This window comes from Flavobacterium sp. GW823-FHT04A11, from assembly GCF_058796535.1.
In genome coordinates, this window is record NZ_CM179503.1 from 1,651,207 (window position 1) to 1,677,327 (window position 26,121).

General features: G+C 32.6%; 25 protein-coding genes. 7 read left to right on the forward strand and 18 right to left on the reverse strand.

What is annotated here, in order from left to right; all coding sequences use genetic code 11:
* Positions 1–72: 72 nt before the first annotated feature.
* The 5 genes from AC3QL1_RS07235 to AC3QL1_RS07255 all read right to left on the reverse strand — a co-directional run bounded on the left by AC3QL1_RS07235 (position 73) and on the right by AC3QL1_RS07255 (position 4,957).
* A complete protein-coding gene (locus AC3QL1_RS07235; protein WP_492496373.1) occupies positions 73–2,208 on the reverse strand; it encodes a polyribonucleotide nucleotidyltransferase in 2,136 nt (711 codons plus the stop codon).
* A 175-nt stretch (positions 2,209–2,383) separates the two neighbouring features.
* Complete coding sequence (gene rpsO, locus AC3QL1_RS07240) at positions 2,384–2,650, reverse strand: 30S ribosomal protein S15 (protein WP_007804772.1); 267 nt, start codon at positions 2,648–2,650, stop codon at positions 2,384–2,386.
* 164 nt (positions 2,651–2,814) lie between these two features.
* The gene (locus tag AC3QL1_RS07245; protein WP_492496374.1) at positions 2,815–3,759 is read right to left on the reverse strand and encodes an energy transducer TonB; all 945 of its coding nucleotides are present in this window, start codon (positions 3,757–3,759) and stop codon (positions 2,815–2,817) included.
* Positions 3,760–3,782: 23 nt separating this feature from the next.
* On the reverse strand, positions 3,783–4,472 hold the full coding sequence (locus AC3QL1_RS07250) for a toxin-antitoxin system YwqK family antitoxin (RefSeq protein WP_492496376.1): 690 nt from the start codon (positions 4,470–4,472) through the stop codon (positions 3,783–3,785).
* 29 nt (positions 4,473–4,501) lie between these two features.
* On the reverse strand, positions 4,502–4,957 hold the full coding sequence (locus AC3QL1_RS07255; protein WP_492496377.1) for a GAF domain-containing protein: 456 nt from the start codon (positions 4,955–4,957) through the stop codon (positions 4,502–4,504).
* A gap of 71 nt (positions 4,958–5,028) precedes the next feature.
* Between AC3QL1_RS07255 and xrtF the strand changes: the two genes are divergently transcribed.
* The 6 genes from xrtF (at position 5,029) to AC3QL1_RS07285 (ending at position 9,744) form a co-directional block, all read left to right on the forward strand.
* Positions 5,029–5,565 (forward strand): exosortase family protein XrtF, encoded by a 537-nt coding sequence (gene xrtF / locus AC3QL1_RS07260; RefSeq protein WP_492496379.1) that lies wholly within the window; start codon positions 5,029–5,031, stop codon positions 5,563–5,565.
* Positions 5,555–6,001: an exosortase F system-associated membrane protein gene (locus AC3QL1_RS07265; RefSeq protein WP_492496381.1), complete on the forward strand. Its 447-nt coding sequence runs from the start codon at positions 5,555–5,557 to the stop codon at positions 5,999–6,001. Before xrtF ends, AC3QL1_RS07265 begins: the two co-directional genes overlap by 11 nt.
* A 45-nt stretch (positions 6,002–6,046) precedes the next feature.
* A complete protein-coding gene (locus tag AC3QL1_RS07270; RefSeq protein ID WP_492496383.1) occupies positions 6,047–6,445 on the forward strand; it encodes an HYC_CC_PP family protein in 399 nt (132 codons plus the stop codon).
* Positions 6,446–6,558: 113 nt separating this feature from the next.
* The gene (locus AC3QL1_RS07275) at positions 6,559–8,565 is read left to right on the forward strand and encodes a TonB-dependent receptor plug domain-containing protein (protein ID WP_492496384.1); all 2,007 of its coding nucleotides are present in this window, start codon (positions 6,559–6,561) and stop codon (positions 8,563–8,565) included.
* 27 nt (positions 8,566–8,592) lie between these two features.
* Positions 8,593–8,934, forward strand: a complete 342-nt coding sequence (locus AC3QL1_RS07280) for a heavy-metal-associated domain-containing protein (protein WP_492496386.1) — start codon at positions 8,593–8,595, stop codon at positions 8,932–8,934.
* A 129-nt stretch (positions 8,935–9,063) separates the two neighbouring features.
* Positions 9,064–9,744, forward strand: coding sequence for a DedA family protein (locus tag AC3QL1_RS07285; protein WP_492496388.1), 681 nt, complete (start codon positions 9,064–9,066; stop codon positions 9,742–9,744).
* Between the two features lie 191 nt (positions 9,745–9,935).
* Here AC3QL1_RS07285 and rodA read toward each other — a convergent pair whose 3' ends face one another.
* The 6 genes from rodA to purH form a co-directional block, all read right to left on the reverse strand.
* On the reverse strand, positions 9,936–11,171 hold the full coding sequence (rodA, locus tag AC3QL1_RS07290) for a rod shape-determining protein RodA (protein ID WP_492496390.1): 1,236 nt from the start codon (positions 11,169–11,171) through the stop codon (positions 9,936–9,938).
* A 15-nt stretch (positions 11,172–11,186) separates the two neighbouring features.
* Positions 11,187–13,148 (reverse strand): penicillin-binding protein 2, encoded by a 1,962-nt coding sequence (gene mrdA, locus AC3QL1_RS07295; protein WP_492496392.1) that lies wholly within the window; start codon positions 13,146–13,148, stop codon positions 11,187–11,189.
* Positions 13,145–13,651, reverse strand: a complete 507-nt coding sequence (locus AC3QL1_RS07300) for a rod shape-determining protein MreD (RefSeq protein ID WP_492496394.1) — start codon at positions 13,649–13,651, stop codon at positions 13,145–13,147. The genes mrdA and AC3QL1_RS07300 overlap by 4 nt, the downstream gene beginning before the upstream one ends.
* Positions 13,644–14,468: a rod shape-determining protein MreC gene (mreC, locus tag AC3QL1_RS07305; protein WP_492496396.1), complete on the reverse strand. Its 825-nt coding sequence runs from the start codon at positions 14,466–14,468 to the stop codon at positions 13,644–13,646. The genes AC3QL1_RS07300 and mreC overlap by 8 nt, the downstream gene beginning before the upstream one ends.
* A gap of 111 nt (positions 14,469–14,579) precedes the next feature.
* Positions 14,580–15,608, reverse strand: a complete 1,029-nt coding sequence (locus tag AC3QL1_RS07310; protein WP_007804822.1) for a rod shape-determining protein — start codon at positions 15,606–15,608, stop codon at positions 14,580–14,582.
* Between the two features lie 56 nt (positions 15,609–15,664).
* A complete protein-coding gene (purH, locus tag AC3QL1_RS07315) occupies positions 15,665–17,191 on the reverse strand; it encodes a bifunctional phosphoribosylaminoimidazolecarboxamide formyltransferase/IMP cyclohydrolase (RefSeq protein WP_492496397.1) in 1,527 nt (508 codons plus the stop codon).
* A 164-nt stretch (positions 17,192–17,355) separates the two neighbouring features.
* Here purH and AC3QL1_RS07320 point away from each other — a divergent pair, with 164 nt between their 5' ends.
* Positions 17,356–18,603 carry an ABC transporter permease gene (locus tag AC3QL1_RS07320; RefSeq protein ID WP_492496399.1) on the forward strand — a complete coding sequence of 416 codons (1,248 nt, stop codon included), beginning with the start codon at positions 17,356–17,358 and terminating at the stop codon, positions 18,601–18,603.
* Positions 18,604–18,882: 279 nt separating this feature from the next.
* Here the strand turns inward: AC3QL1_RS07320 and AC3QL1_RS07325 are convergent, their stop codons facing one another.
* The 7 genes from AC3QL1_RS07325 to tamL form a co-directional block, all read right to left on the reverse strand.
* Positions 18,883–19,284 (reverse strand): helix-turn-helix domain-containing protein, encoded by a 402-nt coding sequence (locus AC3QL1_RS07325; RefSeq protein ID WP_492496401.1) that lies wholly within the window; start codon positions 19,282–19,284, stop codon positions 18,883–18,885.
* Between the two features lie 212 nt (positions 19,285–19,496).
* Positions 19,497–20,096, reverse strand: a complete 600-nt coding sequence (locus AC3QL1_RS07330) for a hypothetical protein (protein ID WP_492496403.1) — start codon at positions 20,094–20,096, stop codon at positions 19,497–19,499.
* An 84-nt stretch (positions 20,097–20,180) separates the two neighbouring features.
* On the reverse strand, positions 20,181–20,573 hold the full coding sequence (locus AC3QL1_RS07335) for a helix-turn-helix domain-containing protein (RefSeq protein ID WP_492496404.1): 393 nt from the start codon (positions 20,571–20,573) through the stop codon (positions 20,181–20,183).
* 208 nt (positions 20,574–20,781) lie between these two features.
* Positions 20,782–21,381, reverse strand: a complete 600-nt coding sequence (locus AC3QL1_RS07340; RefSeq protein ID WP_492496406.1) for a hypothetical protein — start codon at positions 21,379–21,381, stop codon at positions 20,782–20,784.
* An 80-nt stretch (positions 21,382–21,461) separates the two neighbouring features.
* Positions 21,462–22,316, reverse strand: a complete 855-nt coding sequence (gene accD, locus AC3QL1_RS07345) for an acetyl-CoA carboxylase, carboxyltransferase subunit beta (RefSeq protein ID WP_492496408.1) — start codon at positions 22,314–22,316, stop codon at positions 21,462–21,464.
* A gap of 111 nt (positions 22,317–22,427) precedes the next feature.
* Positions 22,428–23,495: a class II fructose-bisphosphate aldolase gene (fbaA, locus tag AC3QL1_RS07350; protein ID WP_492496410.1), complete on the reverse strand. Its 1,068-nt coding sequence runs from the start codon at positions 23,493–23,495 to the stop codon at positions 22,428–22,430.
* Between the two features lie 60 nt (positions 23,496–23,555).
* Positions 23,556–26,111, reverse strand: coding sequence for a translocation and assembly module lipoprotein TamL (tamL, locus tag AC3QL1_RS07355; RefSeq protein WP_492496412.1), 2,556 nt, complete (start codon positions 26,109–26,111; stop codon positions 23,556–23,558).
* Positions 26,112–26,121: the final 10 nt, after the last annotated feature.

Here is a 26,121-nt window from a genome sequence, read left to right on the forward strand (position 1 = left end):
AACGAAAAACCCCAAGTCAAATAAATGAATTGGGGTTTTCTATGAATAAACCTTTAGTAAACTAAGATCTGATTACTCTTTTTTGTCCTCACGCGGAGGTCTTTGTAAAAGCGCTTTTCTTGACACTTTTTCTTTTTTGGTTTTAGGATCAACACCTAAGTATTTCACTTCAAATACATCGCCCATGTTTACAACATCGGTAACATTTTCAGTGCGTTCCCAAGCTAATTCAGAAACGTGTAATAAAACTTCGTTTCCTGGTGCAGATGTATATTCTACTACGGCTCCAAAATCTAACATTTTAATTACTTTTACCTCATAAGCTTCTCCCATTTGTGGTTTGAAAGTGATTGACTTAATTTTAGCCAATACTGCTTCAATTCCGGCAGGATCTGTACCTAAGATTTCGATAACACCTTGCTCATCAACTTCGTTGATCACAATAGTTGTTCCTGTAGCTTTTTGTAATTCCTGAATTACTTTTCCACCAGGTCCAATTAATGCTCCAATAAAGTTTCCAGGAATAGTTCTGGTAATGATTTTTGGTGCATGTGCTTTTACGTCAGCTCTTGGTGCAGCAATAGTTTCAGTTAATTTACCTAAAATGTGTAAACGTCCTTCACGTGCTTGTCCTAAAGCCTGCTCCATAATATCATAACGTAAACCGTCGATTTTGATATCCATTTGACAAGCAGTAATTCCATCAGCAGTTCCGGTTACTTTAAAGTCCATATCTCCTAAGTGATCTTCATCACCTAAAATATCAGACAATACGGCAAATTTCTCACCATCAGTAATTAATCCCATAGCAATACCAGAAACTGGTTTTACCATTTGAACTCCTGCATCCATCAATGCCATTGTTCCGGCACAAACTGTTGCCATAGAAGAAGAACCGTTAGATTCTAAAACTTCAGAAACAATACGAATTGTATAAGGACAATCAGCAGGAATCATGTTTTTCAAAGCTCGTTGAGCTAAGTTACCGTGACCAACTTCTCTTCTTGAAGTTCCTCGTAGAGGTTTTGCTTCACCAGTAGAGAAAGGAGGGAAGTTATAGTGCAAGTAGAATTTCTCTTCACCTTGTTCAGATGGAGAATCAATTTGGTTTGCTTCTCTTGATGTTCCTAAAGTTACAGTTGCCAAAGCCTGAGTTTCTCCACGTGTAAACAATGAAGAACCGTGAACTCTTGGTAAGTAATCAATTTCACACCAGATTGGTCTGATGTCTGTAGTTTTTCTACCATCTAAACGAACACCTAATTCTAATACCACATTACGAACAGCTTCTTTGTTTGTTTTGTAGAAATATTTAGAAACTAAATCTCCGTCAGCAGCTAATTCTTCTTCAGTAAATAAAGCTTTTACTTCTTCTTTTACTTCAGCAAATGCAGCAGATCTTTCGTGCTTAGCCGAACCAACTTTTGCAATAGCGTAAATTTTATCGTAAGCTGCAGCTTTTACTTTTTTGTAAATTTCTTCGTTTTCTTTCTCACCTTCGTAAGTACGAATTTCTTTTTTACCAAAAGCAGCCTGCAAGCGTAATTGTGCCTGAATTTGAACTTTAATAGCTTCGTGAGCAAATTTAATTGCTTCAACCATTTCAGCTTCTGAGATTTCTTTCATCTCACCTTCAACCATAGCAACAGAATCCATAGAAGCTCCAATCATCATATCGATGTCAGATTTTGCTAAGTCTTCTCTACTTGGGTTGATTACAAATTTTCCGTCGATACGTGCAACACGTACTTCGGAAATTAAGTTGTAAAAAGGGATATCTGAAACAGCTAATGCAGCAGATGCAGCTAAACCAGCTAAAGCATCAGGCATAACTTCTTCATCATGAGACATTAATTGAATCATAACTTGTGTTTCAGCATGGTAATCGTCTGGGAAAAGCGGACGTAAAACACGGTCAACTAATCTCATTGTTAATACTTCACTATCGCTTGGACGAGCTTCTCTTTTAAAGAAACCTCCAGGAAAACGACCAGCTGCTGCAAATTTCTCGCGGTAATCTACCGTTAATGGTAAAAAGTCTACCGCTGGGTTAGCGCTACGTGCAGATACTGCTGTTGCAAGTATCATCGTGTCGCCCATTCTTACTACTACAGAACCATCAGCTTGTTTAGCTAAACGTCCTGTCTCGATTGTGATGCTTCTGCCATCACCTAAATCGATTTTTTCTACAAATAATTGTGGAATCATAAAATTTCCTTATTGGTTATACAATGGGTTTTAGTTGTGTTGTAGTTGTTGTGTGTAGTTGTTGTTAATCTAAAACCCAATGAAAAACCAAACTTTTTTTCTTATAAAATGCTTGTAATTAAATACAATCCGTAAAAACAAAAAGAGGCACTTTCGCACCTCTTTTCTATATTGATTATTTTCTGATATTCAATACTTTGATAATCTCACGATATCTGTTGATCTCTTTCTTTTTCAAGTAATCCAACAAAGCTCTTCTTTTACCTACTAATAGTACAAGTGAACGCTCTGTGTTGTAATCGTGACGATTTTTTTTCAAGTGCTCAGTTAAGTGTGAAATTCTATAAGTGAACAATGCAATCTGACCTTCTGCGCTTCCAGTGTTTGTTGCACCACCGTGTTGTGCGAAAATCTCTTCTTTCTTTTCTTTAGTTAAATACATTCCAATATTATTTAATGATTTTTATGTATGTCAGACAACTTTTGTAAGACGGGTGCAAAATTAGGTTAAAAAAACAAAAGAATCAAACAAAAATAAAAGAATCTAAAAAAAAGAGGCTAAAACTGCGATTTCTGCTTTTTAACACTTTAATCACAACATGAATTTTATAAAGAAACTGTGATAGGAATAGAATAAAGCACACGAACATTCTCTCCTCTTTGCTCTCCGGGAATCCAATTTTCATAGCTTGTAATTACTCTTATAGCTTCTTCTTCAAGACCGAAACCGAGAGGCTTAAGAATTTTTGGTTCAACAATTTTACCATCTTTATCAATAATGAAAGATACAATTAACCTTCCACTTATTTTATTCTGGATAGCCTCTTGCGTTTTAGTAAAATTTTTGCCAATATATCTATAAAAATCCTGAATCCCTTTTTTAGGCAATGGTCTTATTTCTAAGTCTTTATAACTATGTTCTATTCCGGTAGAATCTGTGCTTTTACCAGAAATAAATTCGCCATTTTTATATATATCGGTATATTTATATTTTGATTTATTGTTAATTCCGGTCCAAATACCGTCTTTAAATCCATTTTTTACTTTTCCTTTTACTGTAAAATTGTTCTCACCATTTTCTTCGTAATCACCATTGCCATCAATTACTAAATGTTCATTTTTAGGATTCCAAAACTGATACATTTTAAAATTCGAATTAAAAGTCTTTTCAGACTGTATGTATTCGCCCACTAATTTTGGATTTCCATTTTCATACCATTCAAGGGATTTTCCTTTTGGTCTTGATTTGTAATAGTTTTCTATATTTTTTTTATTTCCATTTTCGTAATAAAAAATAAATTCTCCTTCTTTACTATTACCATCATTTGTTTTCGATATTCCTTCCATTTGTAAAACACCTGATTTATAATAATCAGATATTTTATAAGAATCTTTATTACTATAATAATCTTTTATGATTCGATAGAACTTGTGATTCTCTTTTGTGGTTTCTTTCCAAATAGAATCAAAATAAACAATTTTATCTGTTGAACTTTGTGAAAAAAGCCATATTGGAAGTAATATGAAAAGAAAATAAAGGTTTTTTTTCATTGAAGTGTATTATTAGAAATTTTTTATTTTTTAATATTTTTTGAATTATATTTTTGATTTAAAGACGAATAAGAATGCTTAGCATTATCTTCATCCGTACTTGTTCCGGATATCAAAACGCCTTTTTCATAATTTTCTACAAACGAAATTTTACGCAGTAAATCAGTTCCTTTCCAAACTCCTTCTCTCAGGCCGTTTTTTACAGCTCCTTTTTCAGTAATAAATTCATTCGTGTCTTCATATTCTCCCTCGCCGTTGCTTACGGTTTGTTCTTTGTCTTTATTCCAAAAATTAAGAATCAGTGTTTGAGATGTTTTAGTTTTTGAATTCCAAAAGTTCTCTTTTTCTGATTTTATATTTTTGTTATCGTACCAGTTGAATTCTTTTCCAACCTTATGATCGTCAGAATAATTTATGACCCATTCTTTAGATCCGTTATTGTAATAATAAACAAATTCGCCATCTTTTTTTAAAATATCTCTGTCCAAAGTCGCTCCTGTCATTCTCTTTCTTCCGTTTTTGTAAAAATCAGTTACAACATAACGAACACTTTTTTGAGAATAATTGGTAATTACTCTTGTATAGACATATTTGTCCGGAGTTGTTTCACGATTTAACGAGTCAAGAAAAATTTTCTTCGAGACCATATTAATTTGCGCATATAAACCACCAGAAACGATAAAATGTAATAAGATGAATACGATTTTTTTCATTCTATCTTTTGATAGTTAAGATAGCCTTTCTAGAACAATTTTGCAACCTCTTGATTTACAAATTCTAAAAATCTTTCGTCAGCTTCTGTGAAGGGATCTATAACGTGGCTGTCAATATCAATTTGCCCGATGTTTACGCCATCAACAAATAAAGGAACAACGATTTCTGACTTAACAGTAAAACTGCACGCAATATAATTATCTTGTGCAGCAACATCCGGCACTACAAAATTAGCATTGCTTTCAGCTACCTGTCCGCAAATTCCTTTTCCAAACGGAATCACAGTATGATCTGTTTCGGCACCTACGTATGGGCCTAAATGTAATGTTTTGTTTTCGTGATTGGCAAAATAAAAACCTACCCAGTTATAATATTCTACATTAGCGTTTAATAATTGGCAGATTGCCAAAAGTTTTTCGTCTCTAACAGTATTTGTGTCAGCTACAATAGCGCTTATTTTTGGTTGTAATTCCTGAAATGTCATGATATAAAAATTTTATACAAAAGTATTTAAAGCTAAACTCAAAAAATACATAAATTTGAAAAAAAAATCCTTTGAGAAAATATTTAGTACAATTCAAGCCGTTTCTAATTTTTATCAGCACTTTTTTTGCTACTTATATCTTGCTCACAGTGCTTTATAAATTTTACTTGAATAGTTTTGAAACAAATGACATTGACGGAATAACAAATATTGTAGGCAATAACGTCGATCAGCTAATGAATTTGTTTAATTGTGATATTAAAATTTTTAAAAGTATAGCAAATCCTTATTTAGAAGTTTGGTACAATCAAAAGTACACGCTTCGAATTATAGAAGGGTGTAATGCCGTAAGTGTACTTATATTATTCGTTTCTTTTGTAATTGCCTTTTCGGGTAAATTTAAAACAACTTTACTTTTCGTTTTATTCGGAGTTCTTACTATATATATCATGAATGTAATTCGAATTGCGTTATTGACTATTCTATTATTTCATTTTCCTGAAAAAGAGCATATTTTACACGGCGTTCTATTTCCGTTAATTATTTACGGACTGGTTTTTATTTTATGGATTATTTGGGTAAATAAATATTCAAAATATGCTAAATAAAATATTCGAACATAAATTCAAAATTCTGATTACAATTTTAGTTGTAATATGTTTCGGAATCATCAGAGCTTTCGAAAATCAATTCTTTTACGATCCTTTTTTAGTTTATTTTGATTCAGATTTTAAAAATTTACCTTTTCCGGAAGTAGATCATCTTCGACTTTTTGAAGGACTTTTATTCCGGTATTTTCTAAATACAATCCTGTCTTTAGTGTTAATTTATTCTTTATTTGAAGATATAGAGATAATTAAATTCAATACAATTTTATATGTATTTTTTTTACTCTTGCTTTTTGGGATGTTTTTTATAATTCTGAAATTTTATCCTGAAGGAAACTGGATTCTCTTTTATGTAAGACGATTTATTATTCAGCCAATTTTTGTACTATTATTCATTCCGGCCTTTTATTACCAACAGCAAAATCTCAAAAAATAACATTTTCTTGGTTCGTTTTCAAAGATTTTTAAATAGTTTTGCAGTATGAATTTAAAAAAGTGCACCGGTTTATTTTTAGCTTTTCTACTGTTGGTTTCCAACATTGGATTTGCTTTTGATGTGCATTATTGCGGAGGTAAAATTGCTTCTGTTTCATTAAATACTTCAGTTTCTGCCTCTCCTGAAAAAAAATGTTGTGGTGCATCTGAAAAAAAATCTTCTTGCTGCAAAGACAAAGTCGTTCATTTTGAGAAAAAATCTGATAATGCGACTATTAAGTTTTTCTTTTTTCAATTTGCTTTCCCTGCAGTAATCCAGGAATTTAAGCCAATTGCTTTTTTATCCGTTCCAAATTTCAAAAGCAGTCAAATCATTTCGTATTATTCTGATGCGAATGCACCCCCTTTATATAAATTATATAGACAATATATCTTTTACGCCTGATTTTAATTTTTAGAATCAAACCATTTTTATTGTGGTTTGTGATGTGCTGTTTTGTTTTCTGATTTATTCAGAAACTTAAAAGCAGAATTTCTAAATAATTAAAATCATTTTTTATGCAAAAAAATATCATGCTTTTTGTGATGGTTTTGCTTTCTGTATCTGTGTTTTCGCAAGAAGATTTACAAGAAGTAAAAATTACAAAAAAGCAAAAAGGAATAAAAAAATCATTTACACTTACCGCAAATACAACAACGATAACCAGTAAAGAATTGCTGAAAGCAGCGTGTTGTAATCTGGCTGAAAGTTTCGAAACAAATCCATCAATAGACGTCAATTTTTCGGATGCTTTAACCGGAACCAAACAGATAAAAATGTTGGGCTTAACAAGTCCGTATTTAATGATTACCGAAGAAAATATCCCTTCGGTTCGTGGCGCTTCTCAGGCTTATGGATTATCATTTACGCCCGGAACCTGGATAGAAAGTGTTCAGATTACAAAAGGAGCCGGAAGTGTGATCAACGGGTACGAAAGTATTTCGGGACAAATAAATACAGAACTTTTAAAACCGTTAAGCGATATTCCGTTTTTTCTAAACGCTTATGGTTCGACTGATTCGCGTTTTGAATTAAACACTCATTTCAATAAAAAATTATCTGATAAATGGGCGACAAGTTTGTTTGTACACGGAAATACCCGAGTAGCAAAAAACGATATGAATGATGACGGATTTTTGGATAATCCGCTAGGAAAACAAATCAATGTTTTAAACCGATATCAATATTATGATCCGGAAAGCGGTTTGGTAAGTTTTATCAATTTTAGATATATGAATGATAAAAAACAAACCGGTGAAGTTAATTTTGATAAAGACATAGATCGCGGAACAACAAATTATTGGGGTTCAGAAATCAACACAGAACGTTTTGATGTTTCTACCAAAATTGGTTACGTTTTTCCGGATATGCCTTATCAGAGTATTGGTTTTCAAAATGCTTTTAACAGCCATAATCAAAACTCTTATTTTGGTTTGAATCTTTACGATATAAAGCAAAATAGCTATTATTCAAATTTAATTTTTAATTCGATTATAAATAATACAAAACACAAATTCACAACGGGTTTAAACTTTACTTACGACCAATATCAGGAATTTGTGAATGTAAATGATTATAGCAGAATTGATAATTCCGTTGGAGCATTTTTTGAATATACATATGACAATACCGATAATTTCAGTTTGATTTTAGGCGGAAGAGTGGACAATCATAATAGACTTGGTTTTTTTGTAACGCCACGTTTGCACATGCGTTACAATCCGTGGAAAGATGCAGTTATTCGTTTTTCTGCAGGAAGAGGAAAACGTTCTGCTAATATTTTTGCCGAGAATCAACAGCTTTTCGCAAGTTCAAGAACGTTTTCTATTTTGGATAATGATGGAAAAGTGTATGGCTTAAATCCTGAAATTGCATGGAATTACGGAATTAGCTTCTCTCAGAAATTTAAACTTTTTAATAAAAATGCCGATGCCGGTTTCGACTTTTACAGAACCGATTTTCAAAATCAGGCCGTTGTCGATTTGATGCAAAGTCCGCAGCAAGTTTTGTTTTATAATTTAAAAGGAAATTCATTTGCCAACAGTTTGCAGGTTGAGTTTAATTATGAATTGGCGCATAATTTGAATTTGCGAACAGCTTACAAGTATTATGACATTCAAACCGATTATTTACGAGGAACTTTTCAGCGTCCATTGCAGGCAAAGCATCGTTTTTTAGGAAATCTTGAATACGAAACAAACCTGAATGATGATAAACAATGGAAATTTGATTACACATTTAACTGGTCAGGAAAGCAACAATTGCTTTATACGGCGACAAATCCGTCTGCAGATCAATTTCCTGATTTTTCTCCTTCATACGCTGTGATGAATGTTCAGGTAACAAGGGTTTTTTCACCGGTTTTTGAAATGTATATTGGTGGAGAAAACATTGGAAATTACAAACAGGAAAAAGCAATTTTAGGCGCCGACGATCCATTTGGACCAAATTTTGATGCTTCTATAGCATATGCGCCAATTTATGGGCAGATGTATTATGCAGGATTACGATTTAAAATAAAATAATAAATTTGATACTTAATAAATAATAAAATGAAACATTTAATCTTAATTGCACTGATCACTTTTTTAGGATTTTCGGCTCAGGCCCAAACTAAAAAAAATAAGAACTTTAAATACACGACAGAAGTAAACGGAAATTGTGAGCAATGTAAAAAACGAATTGAAAAAGCAGCTTTTAGTGTTCCCGGAGTAAAAACTGCAAATTGGGATATTACTTCACACCAATTAACAGTGATATTAAACGAAGAGAAATCGTCTCCGGAGGATTTAAATAAAGCGATTGCCAAAGTTGGCCATGATACAAAAGAAGTAAAAGCAGCTCAGGCAGATTACGATAATTTACACACTTGTTGCAAGTATGAACGACAATAATTAGTGAAGCCCGGGTTTGTTCCCGGGCTTTTTTTTAATAGTTAATTTATCTTTAAAATACCGTATTTTATTGTGGTTAAAGTAAATTATTGTTACTTTCACCAACTATAAATGTAACCAAACCATTTTATGAATAATTTTGATTGGACCCAATTAATTAATCCTGAATTTTATATTACTTTAAGTATCGGAGGTTTTCAAATTGGTTTGTATATTGTTTTGTTTATAGTCTTTGCTGAAACAGGACTTTTTGCAGGTTTTTTTCTTCCTGGGGATAGTTTGCTTTTTCTGGCGGGTATTTACAGTCGTGATCTAATTCAAAATGTGGTTTATATTCCGGGTGATTTTCTAAATGTTTTTATACTTTCACTTTTGGTAGCCACTATGGGAGTTTTCGGAAATATGACCGGTTATTGGTTTGGTGCAAAAAGTGGATATTATTTGTTTAAAAAAGAAGATACTTTCTGGTTTAAAAAGAAATACTTGTTGCAATCAAAAGATTTCTTTGAAAAGTATGGTGGAAAAGCTATTATTTACGCCCGTTTCCTGCCTATTTTTAGAACATTTGCTCCTATTATTGCCGGAATAGTTTCTATGGATAAAAAGAAATTTATGTACTATAATATTCTAAGTTCATTTTTGTGGTCTTTTATCCTGATTTTCTCCGGACATTATTTATACGGAGTGTTCTTAGAACAAGGAATAGATTTAAAAGAGCATATCGAATATATTATCATTATTATAGTAATTATCTCTACGTTCCCGGTTCTTCTTAAATTACTAAAGAAAAGACCAATAGAGAAAATATAAATGTAGTATTCAAAAATACAAGAAAGTCCGAAGTTTCATGCTTCGGACTTTTTTTATATAATAGATTATGAGGTAATAGGTTTCAAATTTAAAATGAATAAAGTTTTAAGCATAAAAAAATCCAAGCAACAGGCTTGGATTTTTTTATATAGTTGTAATTTGTAATTTAAAGATTAATTATTGAAGAGAAATTACCATTCATTTACTTTATTGGCATCCATTTTTAAGAAGATAAACAATAAAATAGTGAATCCCCAAAGTCCGGAACCTCCATATGAAAAGAAAGGCAACGGAACCCCGATAGTAGGGAAAATACCAACAACCATCGCGATATTTACAAAAAAGTGAATGAACAAAATTCCGGCAACGCAATAACCATAAACGCGGCTAAATTTTGTCTTTTGCCTTTCGGCTAAATAAATGACTCTTAAAAGTAAACCAACGAATAGCGCGATTACTACTAATGAACCTGTAAAACCCCATTCTTCTCCAACCGTTGTAAAAATATAATCGGTATGCTGTTCTGGTACAAAACCACCTTTAGTCTGAGTTCCCTCTAAAAAGCCTTTTCCTATCCAGCCACCAGATCCAATAGCGATTTCAGATTGGTTGGTGTTATATCCAATACCTTTCATATCCACTGTTTTTCCCAGTAAAATATTAAAACGGTCTCTGTGGTGCTGTTTAAAAACGTTATCAAAAACGTAGTCAACAGAAAATACAAAGCCCGAAATCAAAACCAGGAGAATACCGCTTAAAAGTAAATTTCGATCTACAACGCGACCTTTAAAATGTATAATTGTTAATACGCCAAAAGCAATTAATATTACAACATAAGGCTCTAAAACCAGTGTTAATACAAAAAGTAGTATTGTTATAAAACCCGTCCATACATACCATGATGGTAATCCTTCTCTAAACAAAACAATGATGAAAATACTGTAAATTAAAGCACTTCCAGGATCGGGTTGAGGTAAAATTAAAAGAACAGGTAAAAATACAATAGCCAATGCCTGAATTTGTCTGTTTGTTTCCTTTAAATTGATTTGGCTGTCGCTCAGGTATTTGGCTAGTGCCAATGATGTAGCGGCCTTTGCAAACTCAGAGGGCTGTATTGTAAAACTTCCAATAGCATACCAGCATCTTTGTCCGGCAATTGTTTTTCCAAAAAGAAATAAACCTGCCAATGACAATAAAGAAACTCCAAATATAATACTGGCGTATTTTTCATAGAATTTACCATCTACAAAAAGAACAACAAATATTAGCGGAATTGTACAGGCAATAAATATTAACTGCTTTTCATAAGTACCGTCTGTAGACAATAGGGAAGAGGAATATATATTCAGCCAACCCAGAGTTACTAAGGCCATGTAGATAAAGACACTTATCCAGTCAATATTATTTTTTACACTTTGATTTCTCATTTGAAATAATCCTTATTAGTTCTCTTTAGTAGTGTCTACGGCCATTTTTTTAATTTCTGTTTTTGTTGGCGTTTTTGGTACAACAATTTTAGCTTTCAAAACAGAATCTTTTGGAGTAGATTCGATAGCGCTTGCTTCGGTCATTCCTCCTAATTTAGCATATTCACTTGCTAAACTTTTATTTAATACATGAACTTCTAAATCGTTTCTTGTAATTTTCTTTCTAAGATATTTTTCTATCATCAAACTGGCAATTGGCCCTGCAACTGTCGCACCAAAACCTCCATTTTCGATCATAATCGCAATTGCAATTTTTGGATTGTCTTTTGGAGCAAAGGCAACGAAAATAGAGTGATCTTTTAATTTTGTTCTCACACCATTAATCTTAGCATAGTTTTCTGCAGTTCCCGTTTTTCCACAAATATCAATGCCTTCAACTCTTAGGGCATAAGCTGTTCCTTTGTTGTAAACATCAAACAAACCACTGATTACAGGTGGAAAATATTGTTTGTCAATTGTAGTTTCGTGTTTCGTTGTAAACTTAGCGTCTATTTTTTTGCCTTCAATTTTCTTGATGATATGAGGCGTATAATAATAACCCTGATTAGCAACTGTTGCCATCATATTTGCCAGCTGAATCGGCGTCATTAAAACCTCTCCCTGACCAATAGCGTTAGACACAATAGTGGTGCTTCTCCAGCCACCGTTTGGATATATTTTTTTATAGGTTTTAGAAGTTGGAATATTTCCTTTTTTACCCGTAGGCAAATCATATCCCATAAATTGTCCTAAACCAAAACTTTTAACGTGATTGCTCCAAACATCCACCGCTTGTCCCGGATTAGAAAATTTATTAATCGTTAGCATATAGGCATTTGCAAAATACGTATTACAGGAATTATAAATTCCGTTATGCAATTGATGCGGGCCAAAACCGTGGCACTTCATAAAACGACCTCTACCGTAACTAAATCCGTGATGGCACATAAAAGTCGTTTGCTCGTTGATAACACCTTCTTGCAATGCGACTAAACCAGTTAAGATTTTAAATGGAGATCCTGGAGGATATTCTGCTAGAAGTCCTCTGTCGTATAAAGGTTTTGCGATCGAATCATGATATAAAAGTGTATAGTTTTTAGATCTTTGTCTTCCCACTAAAATTCCCGGATCATAAGATGGAGCGGTTACCAATGCCAGAATTTCTCCGGATTTTGGTTCAATTGCCACAATTCCACCTCTTTTATTGATCATTAATTCTTCGCCATATTTTTGAAGTTCAGCATCAATTGTTAAGTTGATGTCTTCTCCGGCAACGGCAATCGTATCGTATTTTCCTTCTTTATAAGAACCAATTTCTCGGTTGTATTTATCTTTCTGAATATATTTTACCCCTTTTATTCCGCGTAAAATTTCTTCGTAGCTTTCCTCAACACCTTGTTTTCCAATTAAATCACCACTATTGTAATACGGATTTTTAGCAATTAAATTTTCAGTTACCTGTGTGATAAAACCAAAGATATTTGCTCCGTAATCTACCTCGTAATCACGCAGCGATCTTTTTTGGAAATAGAAACCTTCGTATTTTCTGATCTTTTCCTGAAAAGCGGCAAATTCGGATTTGTTTAATTGAGCTAAAAACACAGATGGCAATCTCGGACTATAAACTTTTGCTTTTGCAATTCTTTTATAGTATTCGTCAGTTGTGATGCTTAATAAATTACAGAATTCGGTAACATTAAGGTCTTTTTTGATTTCTCGAGGAATAACCATAATATCATAAGAAGCCTGATTGGCTACTAATAATTTTCCGTTTCTGTCGTAGATATATCCTCTTTCCGGATAATCATAGACTTTCTTAATTGCATTATTTTCTGATTTTAATTTGAATGAATCATCAATAATTTGCAAGTAAAATATCCTGATCACTAGCAAAGATGCTGCAATAATAATTAAAGAGGGCAGCAGAACTTTTCTCATCGTCTATTAGGCTTAATAAGATATATTATTATGATCGAAATAATTATGGTAAATATTGAACTGAATAAAGTTCTTAGTAAAATATCCCAAATAAATTTAAACTGGAAAGCTTCAAGTACAAACAGTACAATGTGATGTAATAAAACAGAGACTAAAATAAATGAAAAACGTTCTGGTGTTAAGGATTCATTTAGTTTTATAGTTTGATATTCATAACTTAAACCAAATGAAAACTTAAAAATATAAGGCCTGTAATAAGCGAGAATTAAACACGCTGTTGCATGAATTCCGCCAGAATTACAGAACGTGTCCATCATTAGTCCTAGTAAAAAACTAGAGATGATTAAGCCTGATTTATTACTGTTTACCGGATAAAGAATGATATATAAAATATACGGAAAAGGACTTATGTATCCCAGGAAATTCATATTATTAAAAATAACAACCTGAATTGCCAGCAACATAATAAATCGAAAAATATTGACTAACAATGCGCTATTCATCTTTCTCCTTTTTTTCTAAATTAATAAGTTCTTCGCGGTCTTTACTTTTAATGATATAAACATGTCCAAGATTAGTCATGTCGTTAAATAGTTTAACATTAATGACATAAAAACTTGTTTTATCTTTGATGTATATTTTGTCTACAGTACCAACGTTAATTCCTTCTGGAAAAATTTCTGATTGACCTCCGGTAACAATAGTGTCACCTTTTTTGATTGAAGCTAATCTTGGCACATCTTCCAGCTGAACAAATCCCGTACTTTTACCATCCCATGTTAAAGTACCAAAATGATTTGATTTTTTAATTTTAGCATTGATATGTGATTTCATATTCAAAATACTTATCACAGTTGAATATCTTGGAGAAGTATTGTCTATGATTCCAACAATTCCTAAACTGTTGATTACTCCCATATCCTGTTTAATTCCGCTATTTGCTCCGGAATTTAAAGTAATATAGTTTTCGTGTGTACTGTATGAATTGTGAATTACTTTTGAAACAATGATGTCAGCAGGTTTTACTCCTTTTATACTATCGGCCAAAGGTATTTTTGTGGTGTCTTTTTTATTAAATAAAAGACTTTTTAATCTTGCGTTTTCAAGTACCAGTTCGTCATTTTCGGTTCTTAAATTCAAATATTCATTTACATGATTGATTTTTTCATAAACACCTCCGCTTAAAAAATTAGCCGAACTGATTACTCTGCTTTTGTGGTAAGAATGGGATTGAATTGTGAGAGCCAACGAAATACCTAAAAGCAGCAAAAACAGCAATCGATTACTGTTTCTTATAATGAAATTAAAAATTTGCTGCATTTCTTGTTCGGTTATTTTGTTTCAGGATATGCTTTTGGGTTTCAAATTTTACAAGAGCCGAATGATTCAATTCGACTCTTATAAAAATATTTTGATTTGTTATTTTGAATCTTATTTTATTAAGATGCTTTTGAATTTTGCAATGTTTTTAAGTGCCATTCCGGTTCCGCGAACAACAGCTCTTAACGGATCTTCAGCAATGTAAACAGGTAAATCTGTTTTTTGCGAAATACGTTTGTCAAGACCTCTTAACATCGATCCACCACCAGCAAGATAAATACCTGTATTGTAGATATCAGCAGCTAATTCAGGAGGAGTTTGAGATAATGTTTCCATTACAGCATCTTCGATACGTTGAATAGATTTGTCTAATGCTTTTGCAATTTCACGGTAAGAAACGTCAACTTGTTTTGGTTTACCCGTAAGTAAATCTCTACCCTGAACTGACATATCTTCCGGCGGGCCATCTAAATCTTCGATAGCAGCCCCAATTTGAATTTTTATTTTCTCTGCAGTACTTTCTCCCACAAAAAGATTATGTTGTGTACGCATGTAATAAACGATATCATTTGTAAAAACGTCACCTGCAATTTTTACAGATTTGTCACATACAATTCCACCTAAAGCGATAACAGCGATTTCTGTAGTACCACCTCCAATATCAACAATCATGTTTCCTTTTGGCTGCATGATATCGATACCAATACCAATTGCTGCTGCCATTGGCTCATGAATTAAGTAAACTTCTTTTCCGTTTACTCTTTCACAAGATTCTTTTACAGCACGCATCTCCACTTCAGTAATACCAGAAGGAATACATACAACCATTCTTAAAGCTGGTGTAAACATTCTTTTCTTTAATGCTGGTATGCTTTTAATGAACATATTGATCATTTTTTCAGAAGCATCAAAATCGGCAATTACACCATCCTTCAAAGGCCTTATGGTCTTGATGTTTTCATGCGTTTTACCTTGCATCATGTTAGCTTCTTTACCAACAGCAATGATTTTGCCTGATATTCGATCACGTGCAACGATTGATGGACTATCAATAACAACTTTATCATTGTGAATGATTAAAGTGTTTGCGGTACCAAGGTCTATCGCAATATCCTCGGTCATGAAATCAAAAAATCCCATAAGTTTTTTAGGGGTTTAAAATGTTATAAATAATTTATCGAACAAAGTTAAACAAATTAATGTTTAAAATGACGTGTTCCTGTAAATACCATTGCAAGATTATTTTCGTTGCAATAATTTATACTTAATTCGTCTTTAATAGATCCTCCCGGCTGAATTACTGCCGTTATTCCTGCTTTTTTGGCTAATTCTACACAATCCGGAAACGGAAAAAATGCATCACTTGCCATAGAAGCGCCGGTTAAATCAAATCCAAAAGCTTTCGCTTTATCAACAGCCTGCATTAATGCATCAACTCTTGAGGTCTGACCTGTACCTGACGAAATTAATGTTCCGTTTTTTGCAAAAACAATCGTATTTGACTTTGTGTTTTTACAAATTTTTGAAGCAAATATCAAATCTTCTATTTCCTGAGCAGTAGGCTCTGTAATAGTAACGGTTTTTAAATGCTCTTTAGTATCTGTAATATTATTTCTGTCCTGAATTAACAAACCATTAAGACAAGTTCGTACTTGTCTTGAAGGTAATTCCACTTCATTTTGAACTAATATAATTCTATTTTTCTTTTCCTGCAAAACTGTAATAGCTTCATCATCATAACTTGGAGCAATTACAACTTCACAGAATAATTTGTTGATTTCCTGCGCAGTAGCTAAATCAATTTTAGTATTTGCAATCAAAACTCCGCCAAAAGCAGATGTTGGATCGCAAGCCAAAGCTGCTAGATAAGCTTCGCTAATTGTTTTTCTTGACGCTAAACCGCAAGCATTATTATGTTTTAAAATAGCAAACGTTGGTCCGTCATTTTTAAACTCATTTATTAAGTTTACAGCCGCATCAACGTCTAATAAATTATTGTAAGATAACTCTTTTCCGTGAACTTTTTTAAACATTGCATCAAAATCTCCAAAAAAGAAACCTTTTTGATGTGGATTTTCACCATATCTCAAAACCTGACCACCTTCAATACTTTCTTTGTAGATTGTTTCGTCAGTATTAAAATAATTAAAAATCGCACCATCATAATGAGATGAAACGTGGAATGCTTTTGTAGCAAACAATCTTCTGTTTTCAAGAGTTGTTGCTCCGTTTTGCTCTGTAATCAAATCAAGAAGCAAACTGTATTCATTTACCGAAGCCACAATTACGGTGTCTTTAAAGTTTTTTGCACCGGCACGAATCAATGAAATTCCGCCAATATCAATTTTTTCAATAATATCCTGTTCGCTTGCACCAGAAGCAACAGTTTTTTCAAACGGATACAAATCAACAATTACAAGATCAATCTGAGGAATATCAAATTCTTTCATTTGCTGAACATCACTTTCATTATCCTGACGGTTTAAGATTCCGCCAAAAATTTTCGGGTGTAATGTTTTTACTCTTCCGCCAAGAATTTCAGGAAAAGAAGTAATATCTTCAACAGGAACTACCGGAATTCCAAGGTTTTTAATAAAATCTTCTGTTCCTCCAGTCGAGTAAAGTGTTACATTTTGTTCGTGTAATTTTCTAACGATTGGCTCTAATCCATCTTTCGAAAAAACAGATATTAATGCCGATTGTATTGTTTTAGTTGTGCTCATTGTGTAGTTATGATTTTCAGACTGCAAAAGTAGTTTTTTTAAATATTATTTTAAAGGATTTAATGTAACATTATGGTAAAAAATTCTACTGATGAGTAAGTTAACTTTTATTAGGTTTTTGATTTTAATTTATTGAATTTTACTTTATTGAAAAATACGAATTTATGCTACTTTATCTTAGGTTATTAAAAGAAAGTCTGAGCTTTGCCATTAATGCTTTACGAAATAATAAATTGCGAACTTTATTATCCTTGTTAGGTGTTACAATTGGTATATTTTCAATTATTGCCGTTCTTGCTGCAGTTGATTCTTTAGACCGAAAAATTTCTAAAGATTTGAGCAGTTTAGATAAAAATACGATTTATTTAATGAAATATTGTTTTGGACCTTCAGAAATTCCACAATGGAAAAGAGAACAATTTCCAAATGTAAAATATGACGAATACATCAGTTTAAAAAATTCCCTAAATAATACAGATCAGGTTGGGTATCAGTTATTCGTAAATCATGAAAGTTTAAAATACGATTCAAAAACCGTTGCCGATGTAAATATGGTTCCTTCCTCATTTGAAATGGTTGATATTGATGGATTAAGTTTTGATAAAGGAAGATTTTACAATGAATCAGAATCAAATTCAGGAACTCCGGTAATCGTTTTAGGATATGATATTGCCAACGGACTTTTTGGAGATAGCGATCCTATCGGAAAAAGTATTCGTTTGTACGGACAGCGTTTTACCGTTATTGGCGTTATGACAAAACAAGGCGCAGGATTTTTTGGTGACAGTAATGATACTTCGGTTTATTTTCCGGCAAATTTCCTTCGCAGAATGTACGGCGACAGCGATGCAATGACACCCGTAATTGTTTTAAAACCTGTAAAAGGCATCGATATGGACGCTTATAAAGCCGAAGTTGCACAAAAACTAAGAGCCATTCGTGGAATGAAAGCAGGGGAGATGGATAATTTTTTCATCAACGTACTTTCTGGTTTTACCGATTTTATCGATGGAATTTTAGGTCAGATGAATGTTGTAGGATGGATTATCAGCGGATTTTCTCTTTTGGTTGGAGGTTTCGGAATCGCGAATATTATGTTCGTTTCCGTAAAAGAAAGAACCAATTTAATCGGAATTCAGAAATCGCTTGGCGCTAAAAACAGATTCATCTTATTTCAGTTTTTATTCGAAGCCATCATTCTTTCTGTAATTGGCGGAATAATTGGTTTATTAATGGTTTGGGGAATTGCACTTATCCTGACAAAAGCACTTGACTTTGAATTTGTTTTAAGTTTTGGAAACGTCATTTTAGGAACAACTTTAGCCGCTCTTATCGGATTAATTTCAGGAATTTTACCCGCAATTTCAGCAGCAAATCTGGATCCGGTTGAGGCAATCCGTACAGGAATGTAGGTTTTGAAGGCTCAAAGGTTCAGAGTTGCAAAGGGACAAAGGTTTTTTTTGAAGGTTCTGAGATGCTGAGTTGCTAAGGTGCTGAGTTTTTTGAGGTCAGTGAATTTGAATAGCCTCTAGCTTTAGCTGGAGATTAATAAGAATCATGAAAAAGGCTTTAGCAAAATAATTTTAATTCCTATTTTACATCTTCAAAAAACTTTACAGGAAAATCTATTATATAAAAAATCCCAAGAAATATTTCTCAGGATTTTGTTATTGAAACTCTATGTTGAAATCTTATTTATCCTTTAATAATTTTTCTAAATACTCGACTTTTTCTTTTTCTGCCTGAACCAAACGCTCAAAAAGTTCAACCACTTTATCTAATGGATTGAATGTACAATGACTTGGGTTGAACATTCCATTTATTCCAGTGCTGGTGCTGTTGTCATAAAAATTATTGAAATAATTAATCGTATTTTCTTCAGTAAAATTCTTTAGAGCTTCCGCACTTACGCCAAGGGCTTTTGCAACTTGTGCAAGTTTTGTGTCGTCTATGGTTTCACTATTTTCCATAGCAGATATAGCTTGTTGGTTTGTTCCTAAAGCTTGTGCTAATGCTTCTTGCTTCATATCTTTCAGTTCACGAATACGGCTAATTTTTCGCCCTATATGATTTGGTTTTATTGCTGTGCTCATGTTTCAAAGATATTTATAATGCTTTAATAAAAATTAGTTTTGGTAAAAAACAGATCAATTTATGTTCGATACATTTTTTGATATTTACTTTTTATAAAAACTACTATTTACTATTGTATAAAGCAAAAGTACAATTTTTTGGACAAGAAGTAATTGGTGAAGGAATGTTTTAAATTTAAAATAATCTCGAAAACAATTTTCTCATTTTATTTCTACTTCAAACTTGGAATTTTAATTTTAGTTTTATCCCATTTAATTTCATCTGAATAATAAGGCTCATTGGTTTTCTTATATTTTAGAACAGTATCTTCTTCTTGAGTGGTTCTTCTTATCAAGTAAGCTCGTAATTTGTTTTTGTTTATAAAATCGAAAAAAGAAATGTTTTTTATTGTGTCATTTTGGGATGCAACAATTAAAATTTTTCTATTTTCTTCTTTATTCAAGATGTTTTCGGATAAAAAATCTATTAAGCTACTTTCAGGGATTTTTAGAATATCTTTAGGCTGTAAATTAAGGAAATGAGGAAGGGTGTCGTTTTCTCTACCTGTTCCACAGTCAATTTCTGTGTACTTTTGTTGATAGTAATATAAGCCACCTTTTTTATCAATAAGAAGATGGTTTTCTCCGTAAAAACTTTTAAAAGGTAAAACTATTTTCTTACCTGTTTTATTCGATGAATCTACATATTTTTTTAGTTTGTCATCTTCATATGAAATAATATAGGGGTTATTTTTAATCCCGAGCTTCTCGTTTTTTTTACTACAATTCAAAAGAACAAAACAAACCATCAAACCAATAAAAATTCTGTTCATAATTAAGATTTGAATTAAAGATATAAAAAAATCCTAAGAAATATTTCTCAGGATTGAGGATCGAAATCTATATGTTTGTAAATCTTATTTTTCTTTTAGTAATTTTTCTAAATATTCATTTTTTTCCTTTTCTGCCTGAAGCATACGCTCTAAAAGTTCTACTACTTTATCTATTGGATTGAATGTGCAATAATATGGACTCATTGTTCCATGTGCAAAACTATTGTCATAAAAAGTATTAAAATAATTTATCATATTTTCTTCGGTAAAGTTTTTTATTGCTTCAACACTAACACCAAGTGCTTTTGCAACTTCTGCAAGTTTTGCGTCGTCTATAGTTTCACTATTTTCCATAGCAGATATAGCTTGTTGGTTTGTTCCTAAAGCTTGTGCTAATGCTTCTTGCTTCATGTCTTTCAGTTCACGAATACGGCTAATTTTTCGCCCTATATGATTTGGTTTTATTGCTGTGCTCATGTTTCAAAGATATTTATAATGTTTTAAAAAAAAATCGGTTTTGGTAAAAAACAGGTCAATTTATGTTTGATACATTTTTTGATATTTACTTTTTATAAAACTACTATTTACTGTATAAAGCAAAAGTACAATTTTTCAGACAAGAAGTAATTGATAAAGGAATGTTTTAAATTTAAAATAATATCGAAAACAATTTTCTCATTTATTTCTACTTCAAACTTGGAATTTTAATTTTAGTTTTATCCCATTTAATTTCATCTGAATAATAAGACTGATTGGTTTTCTTATATTTTAGAACAGTATCTTCTTCTTGAGTGGTTCTTCTTATTAAGTAGGCTCGTAATTTGTTTTTGTTTATAAAATCGAAAAAAGAAGTGTTTTTTATTGTGTCATTTTGGGATGCAACAATTAAAATTTTTCTGTTTTCTTCTTTACTCAAAATGTTTTCAGATAAAAAATCTATTAAGCTAGTTTCTGGGATTTTCAGAAGGTCTTTAGGCTGTAAATTAAGGAAATGAGGAAGGGTGTCGTTTTCTCTACCTGTTCCACAGTCAATTCCTGTGTACTTTTGTTGATAGTAATATAAACCACCTTTTTTATCAATAAGAAGATGGTTTTCTCCGTAAAAAATTTTAAAAGGTAAAACTATTTTCTTACCTGTTTTATTCGATGAATCTACATATTTTTTTAGTTTGTCATCTTCATATGAAATAATATAGGGCTTATTTTTAATCCTGAGCTTCTCGTCTTTTTTACTACAATTCAAAAGAAGAAAACAAACCATCAAACCAATAAAAATTTTGTTCATAATTAAGATTTGAATTAAAGATATAAAAAAATCCCATTTGCAAAAGCGAATGGGATTTTATGTTTTTAGAAGTTTAAAAACTATCTAATATTGTTATTCTGAATCAAATCAATATATAAGTTGATCTTGTTTTTCAAATCTTTTCTGGCCGTAATAAAATCAAGGAAACCGTGTTCTAAAAGGAATTCAGCGGTTTGAAAACCTTCCGGTAAATCTTTTCCTGTAGTATCACGAACCACACGCGGACCAGCAAAACCAATCAAAGCACCTGGCTCAGAGATGTTAATATCTCCTAACATGGCATAAGATGCAGTTGTTCCTCCGGTAGTTGGATCTGTACAAAGAGAAATATAAGGTAAACCAGCTTCGGCAAGCTGCGCTAATTTTACAGATGTTTTCGCCAATTGCATTAACGAATAAGCTGCTTCCATCATACGGGCTCCACCAGATTTAGAAATCATTACAAATGGCATTTTGTTTTTGATCGCGTGATCAATACCTCTTGCGATTTTTTCACCTACAACAGCTCCCATAGATCCACCAATAAAGGCAAAATCCATACAGCAAATTACAAGTTCTTTTCCTTTAGATTTTCCTACTCCGGTACGCACAGCGTCTTTAAGATGAGTTTTTTCCATTACATCTTTCAATCGCTCTGCATATTTTTTTGTATCCACAAAATGCAAAGGATCTTTTGATGTCATGTTTTTATCTAACTCAACAAATTCGTTGTTGTCGAATAAAATTTCAAAATAGGTTGCGCTTCCAATTCTAACGTGAAAATCATCTTCCGGACTAACAAATAAGTTTCGGGCTAATTCGTCAGCGTCAATAATTTTTCCAGTAGGAGATTTGTACCACAATCCTTTCGGAACGTCCATCTTATCTTCTGTAGCGGTCGTAATCCCTTTTTCCTGTCTTTTAAACCAAGCCATTTCTCTAAGTATTCAGTGTTCAGTAATCAATTTCAGTAATCAGTTTTTTATTTAGTTTTAAGTATTCAGTTCGTTTTTTAACTGAATACTTAAAACTGAGACTGAATACTCTTATAAAGTATTTACGTTATTCAAGTCTGCAAAAGCCTGCTCCAATCTTGTGTTGAATGTCACTTCGCTTTCACGTACCCATTTTCTTGGGTCATAATATTTTTTGTTAGGAACATCAGCACCTTCAGGGTTACCAATTTGTGTTTTTAAATAGTCAATGTTTTTAACCATATAATCACGAATTCCTTCTGTGTATGCAAATTGTAAATCTGTATCAATGTTCATTTTGATAACTCCGTATCCAATCGCTTCTCTGATTTCTTCAAGTGTAGAACCTGAACCTCCGTGGAAAACGAAATCTACAGGATTAGCTCCGGTATTGAATTTGTTTTGAACGAAATCCTGAGAATTTTTTAAGATTTTTGGAGTTAATTTTACGTTTCCTGGTTTGTAAACACCGTGAACGTTTCCAAAAGCTGCAGCGATAGTAAATTTAGGGCTTACTTTAGATAATTCTTCATAAGCATAAGCTACTTCTTCTGGCTGCGTGTATAATTTTGAACTGTCAACATCAGAGTTGTCAACACCATCTTCTTCACCACCTGTAATACCCAGCTCGATTTCTAATGTCATACCCATTTTACTCATTCTCGCTAAATACTCTTTACAGATCTCAATATTTTCTTCGATTGGCTCCTCAGACAAATCGATCATATGTGAACTGAATAATGGTTTTCCTGTTTCTGCAAAATGTTTTTCAGATGCATCTAACAAACCATCGATCCAAGGCAATAATTTTTTTGCACAGTGGTCAGTATGTAAAATTACAGTTGCACCATAAGCTTCTGCTAAAGTGTGAATATGTTTTGCTCCTGCGATACCACCAGCGATTGCTGATTTTTCGCCTGCATTAGATAATCCTTTTCCAGCGTTAAATTGTGCTCCTCCGTTTGAAAATTGAATAATAACTGGCGCGTTTAGTTTTGCTGCAGTTTCAAGAACTCCATTGATTGTGCTTGAACCAGTAACGTTTACTGCTGGTAAAGCAAATCCTTTTTCTTTCGCATAATTAAAAATCTCCTGAACCTGATCTCCTGTAGCTACTCCCGGTTTAATGTTGTGTGCCATTGTAATTTTTTTTATAGTTGTTTTTAGTTTTTAGGTTGCAAAAATAAGAATTAATTAGCATTAGAATGGATAATTTATTCCAAAATTTAAAACCGAGTGCCCAAAATTGTATTCTTTAAACCAACGATCACCCGCCGGATGCGCCGGATTATAGGTCTTGAAGCCCAAATCTAAACGAATAACAAAAAAGCTTAAATCGTAACGTAAACCAAATCCGGAACCCACAGCAATTTCAGCTAAATCGTTTAAGTTGTTGAATCTTGCCTTGTCGTCAGTCACATTATCGAGCACATTCCAGATGTTTCCGGCGTCTGCAAAGATAGCTCCTTTAACATCGCCAAAGATTTTAAATCTAAATTCGGCACTCATTGCAATCTTCATATTGGCCTCATTAAAATCGTTCATTGCATCGGTACTTCCCGGACCTAATGAATAAGGCTGCCAGGCACGATTATCATTTGAACCTCCGGAATAATAACTTCGGGAGAAAGGAATATAATCTGAATTCCCAAACGGAATTGCGATTCCAAAAAAGCTTCTTACCGCCAAAACTTTTTCTTTACCAAAATCCCAGTGTTTGATGTAATCTAATTCTGTTTTGATATATTCTGAATATTCTAAATTGAAAATGTCATAGTTGCCATTTGTATTTTTAGGCAAACTGGCAATATTTGAAATAGCAGTTAATAAAGTTCCTGCAGATTCTATTTTTGTCTTGAACTGATAAAAAGTATTGTCAGCAAGGTCTTTTTTCGTAGTGGTTGTAAAAGTATAACTTGTGGCAAGAATAAAATCATTTTCTGTCAATCGAACTCTTCTTTCTTCAATACTTTCCACATCTTTATATTGAGGATCTGTCGGAGTTAATGATGTTTGTCCGTTTAAAACTTCATTTGTAAAATTTGTCGTTCCCTGACTGATAATTAAGTTTCCGTTATCATCAAGGTTTGAAGGATCAGTATTATATTGATTCGCAATTCCGTTTAACTCCTTATATGATGAAGTATAAACTCTGTAATAATTGCCCGGATTTAAATTACGTACAAACTGCGCATTCAATAAATCAAGTTTTACAGTATTACGGCGTTTAGGAGACCAGTTGTAAGATAATCCTCCTGTAAAATTTTCCTTGTCAAGACCAATATTTGTTTGTTTCGAAAAACCCGCAGCAATACTTGTAGAAGGAATCATTCTTTTCGGAATAATTTTTTCAGTTCCAAAAGGCATCAAAATTCTTGGGAAATTAAGTTTCATGTCAATTCCGTATTCTGATACATTAAAGAAATTATCATTCGGGTTCGCCATATCTTTTGATGAACCAATATTTAAACGTGCCGAAATTTCCAGGGTTTCAGCTCTGTTAAATACATTTCGAATCGTTTCAGAAACACTCGCTCCAATTCCGAAATCCTGAATATTAGAGTGTGTAAGGTCTAAAGTAGCTCCGAAACTATATTTTTTTCTTGGTGTCAAATAAACATTCGCGATCAAAGATTCTCCTTCCGGATCTCGTTTATCGACTTCATATTGTATCGAAGGATAATTAAAGATCTTTAAATTATTTAAATATCGGGATGAAAGCGTGGTACGAGTATCAGAAAAAGTACTTCCCTTTGTAATAAAGATAGCGTCGGTTATCGCGCGCGGTTTGTATTTTAAAGTTTTGTAGCTGTACAAATTAAAATTATTGTAAGTCGTACTGTCGTTAACTTTTGCTTTTGCATTCGTAGGCGAATAATCAGTATAAATGTTTACATCGCTAATTTTGTATAATTTAAAAGGTTCTGTACGGCTTGAATCTCTTTCCTGAATGTTATTATTTTTTATAATTAAAGTGACATCGGCCTTGTTTTGTTTTCCAATCGTATCAATATTATAATTAATGTAAGTTGGCTGAAAAAAGTAAGCACCATGATTTCTGAAATAAGTGGTAATGCGGCTTTTTTCTTCTTCAAAATCTGAAGTTTTAAACTGATTTCCGGATTTTAAAAGAGAAGGTTCATTGTTTGTTTTGTATAATGAATCTAAAGCAGGCGTAAGAATATTGGTTTTAATTGAATCTAACATATAACCCGGTCCGGTTGTAATATTGTAATTTACCTGAGCTTTTTTTCTGCCTACGCTATCAATATCATAATCTGTTTTTACATTAAAATAACCGTTGTTGAAATAATAGAATTTTAAACGAAGCAACGATTTTTTTGTTTTTGCAGTATCAATAATTACGGGTGGTTCTCCGGTATTTTTTAAAAATTCGTGAATTCCTTTATATAAAAAAGACTGGCCAAGACGATCTACTTGTTTTGCAGATAATATTTTTGCCTGACGTTCATAAAGACCCGGATTGTTTTTAAATTTTGCCTGATAAGTAGAATCAGGATTTAAATTGGCCAAATTGTACATATTCAAACGCAATTTGTAACCTAATAAAGTACCATTTGGTTTTTGATACATTTGATTTGTTGCGGTTTCGTCATTTGTAGACTTTCCGTTAACGAGAATATTATTTTTTACAAGAAGGTTTTTTCCATCCGGAACTCTTTTTACGGCATTACAAGCAGAAATAAATATTGCTATTAGAATAAATGCTACTATTTTTGTGGAATTCTTTTTCAAGTGTTTTTTA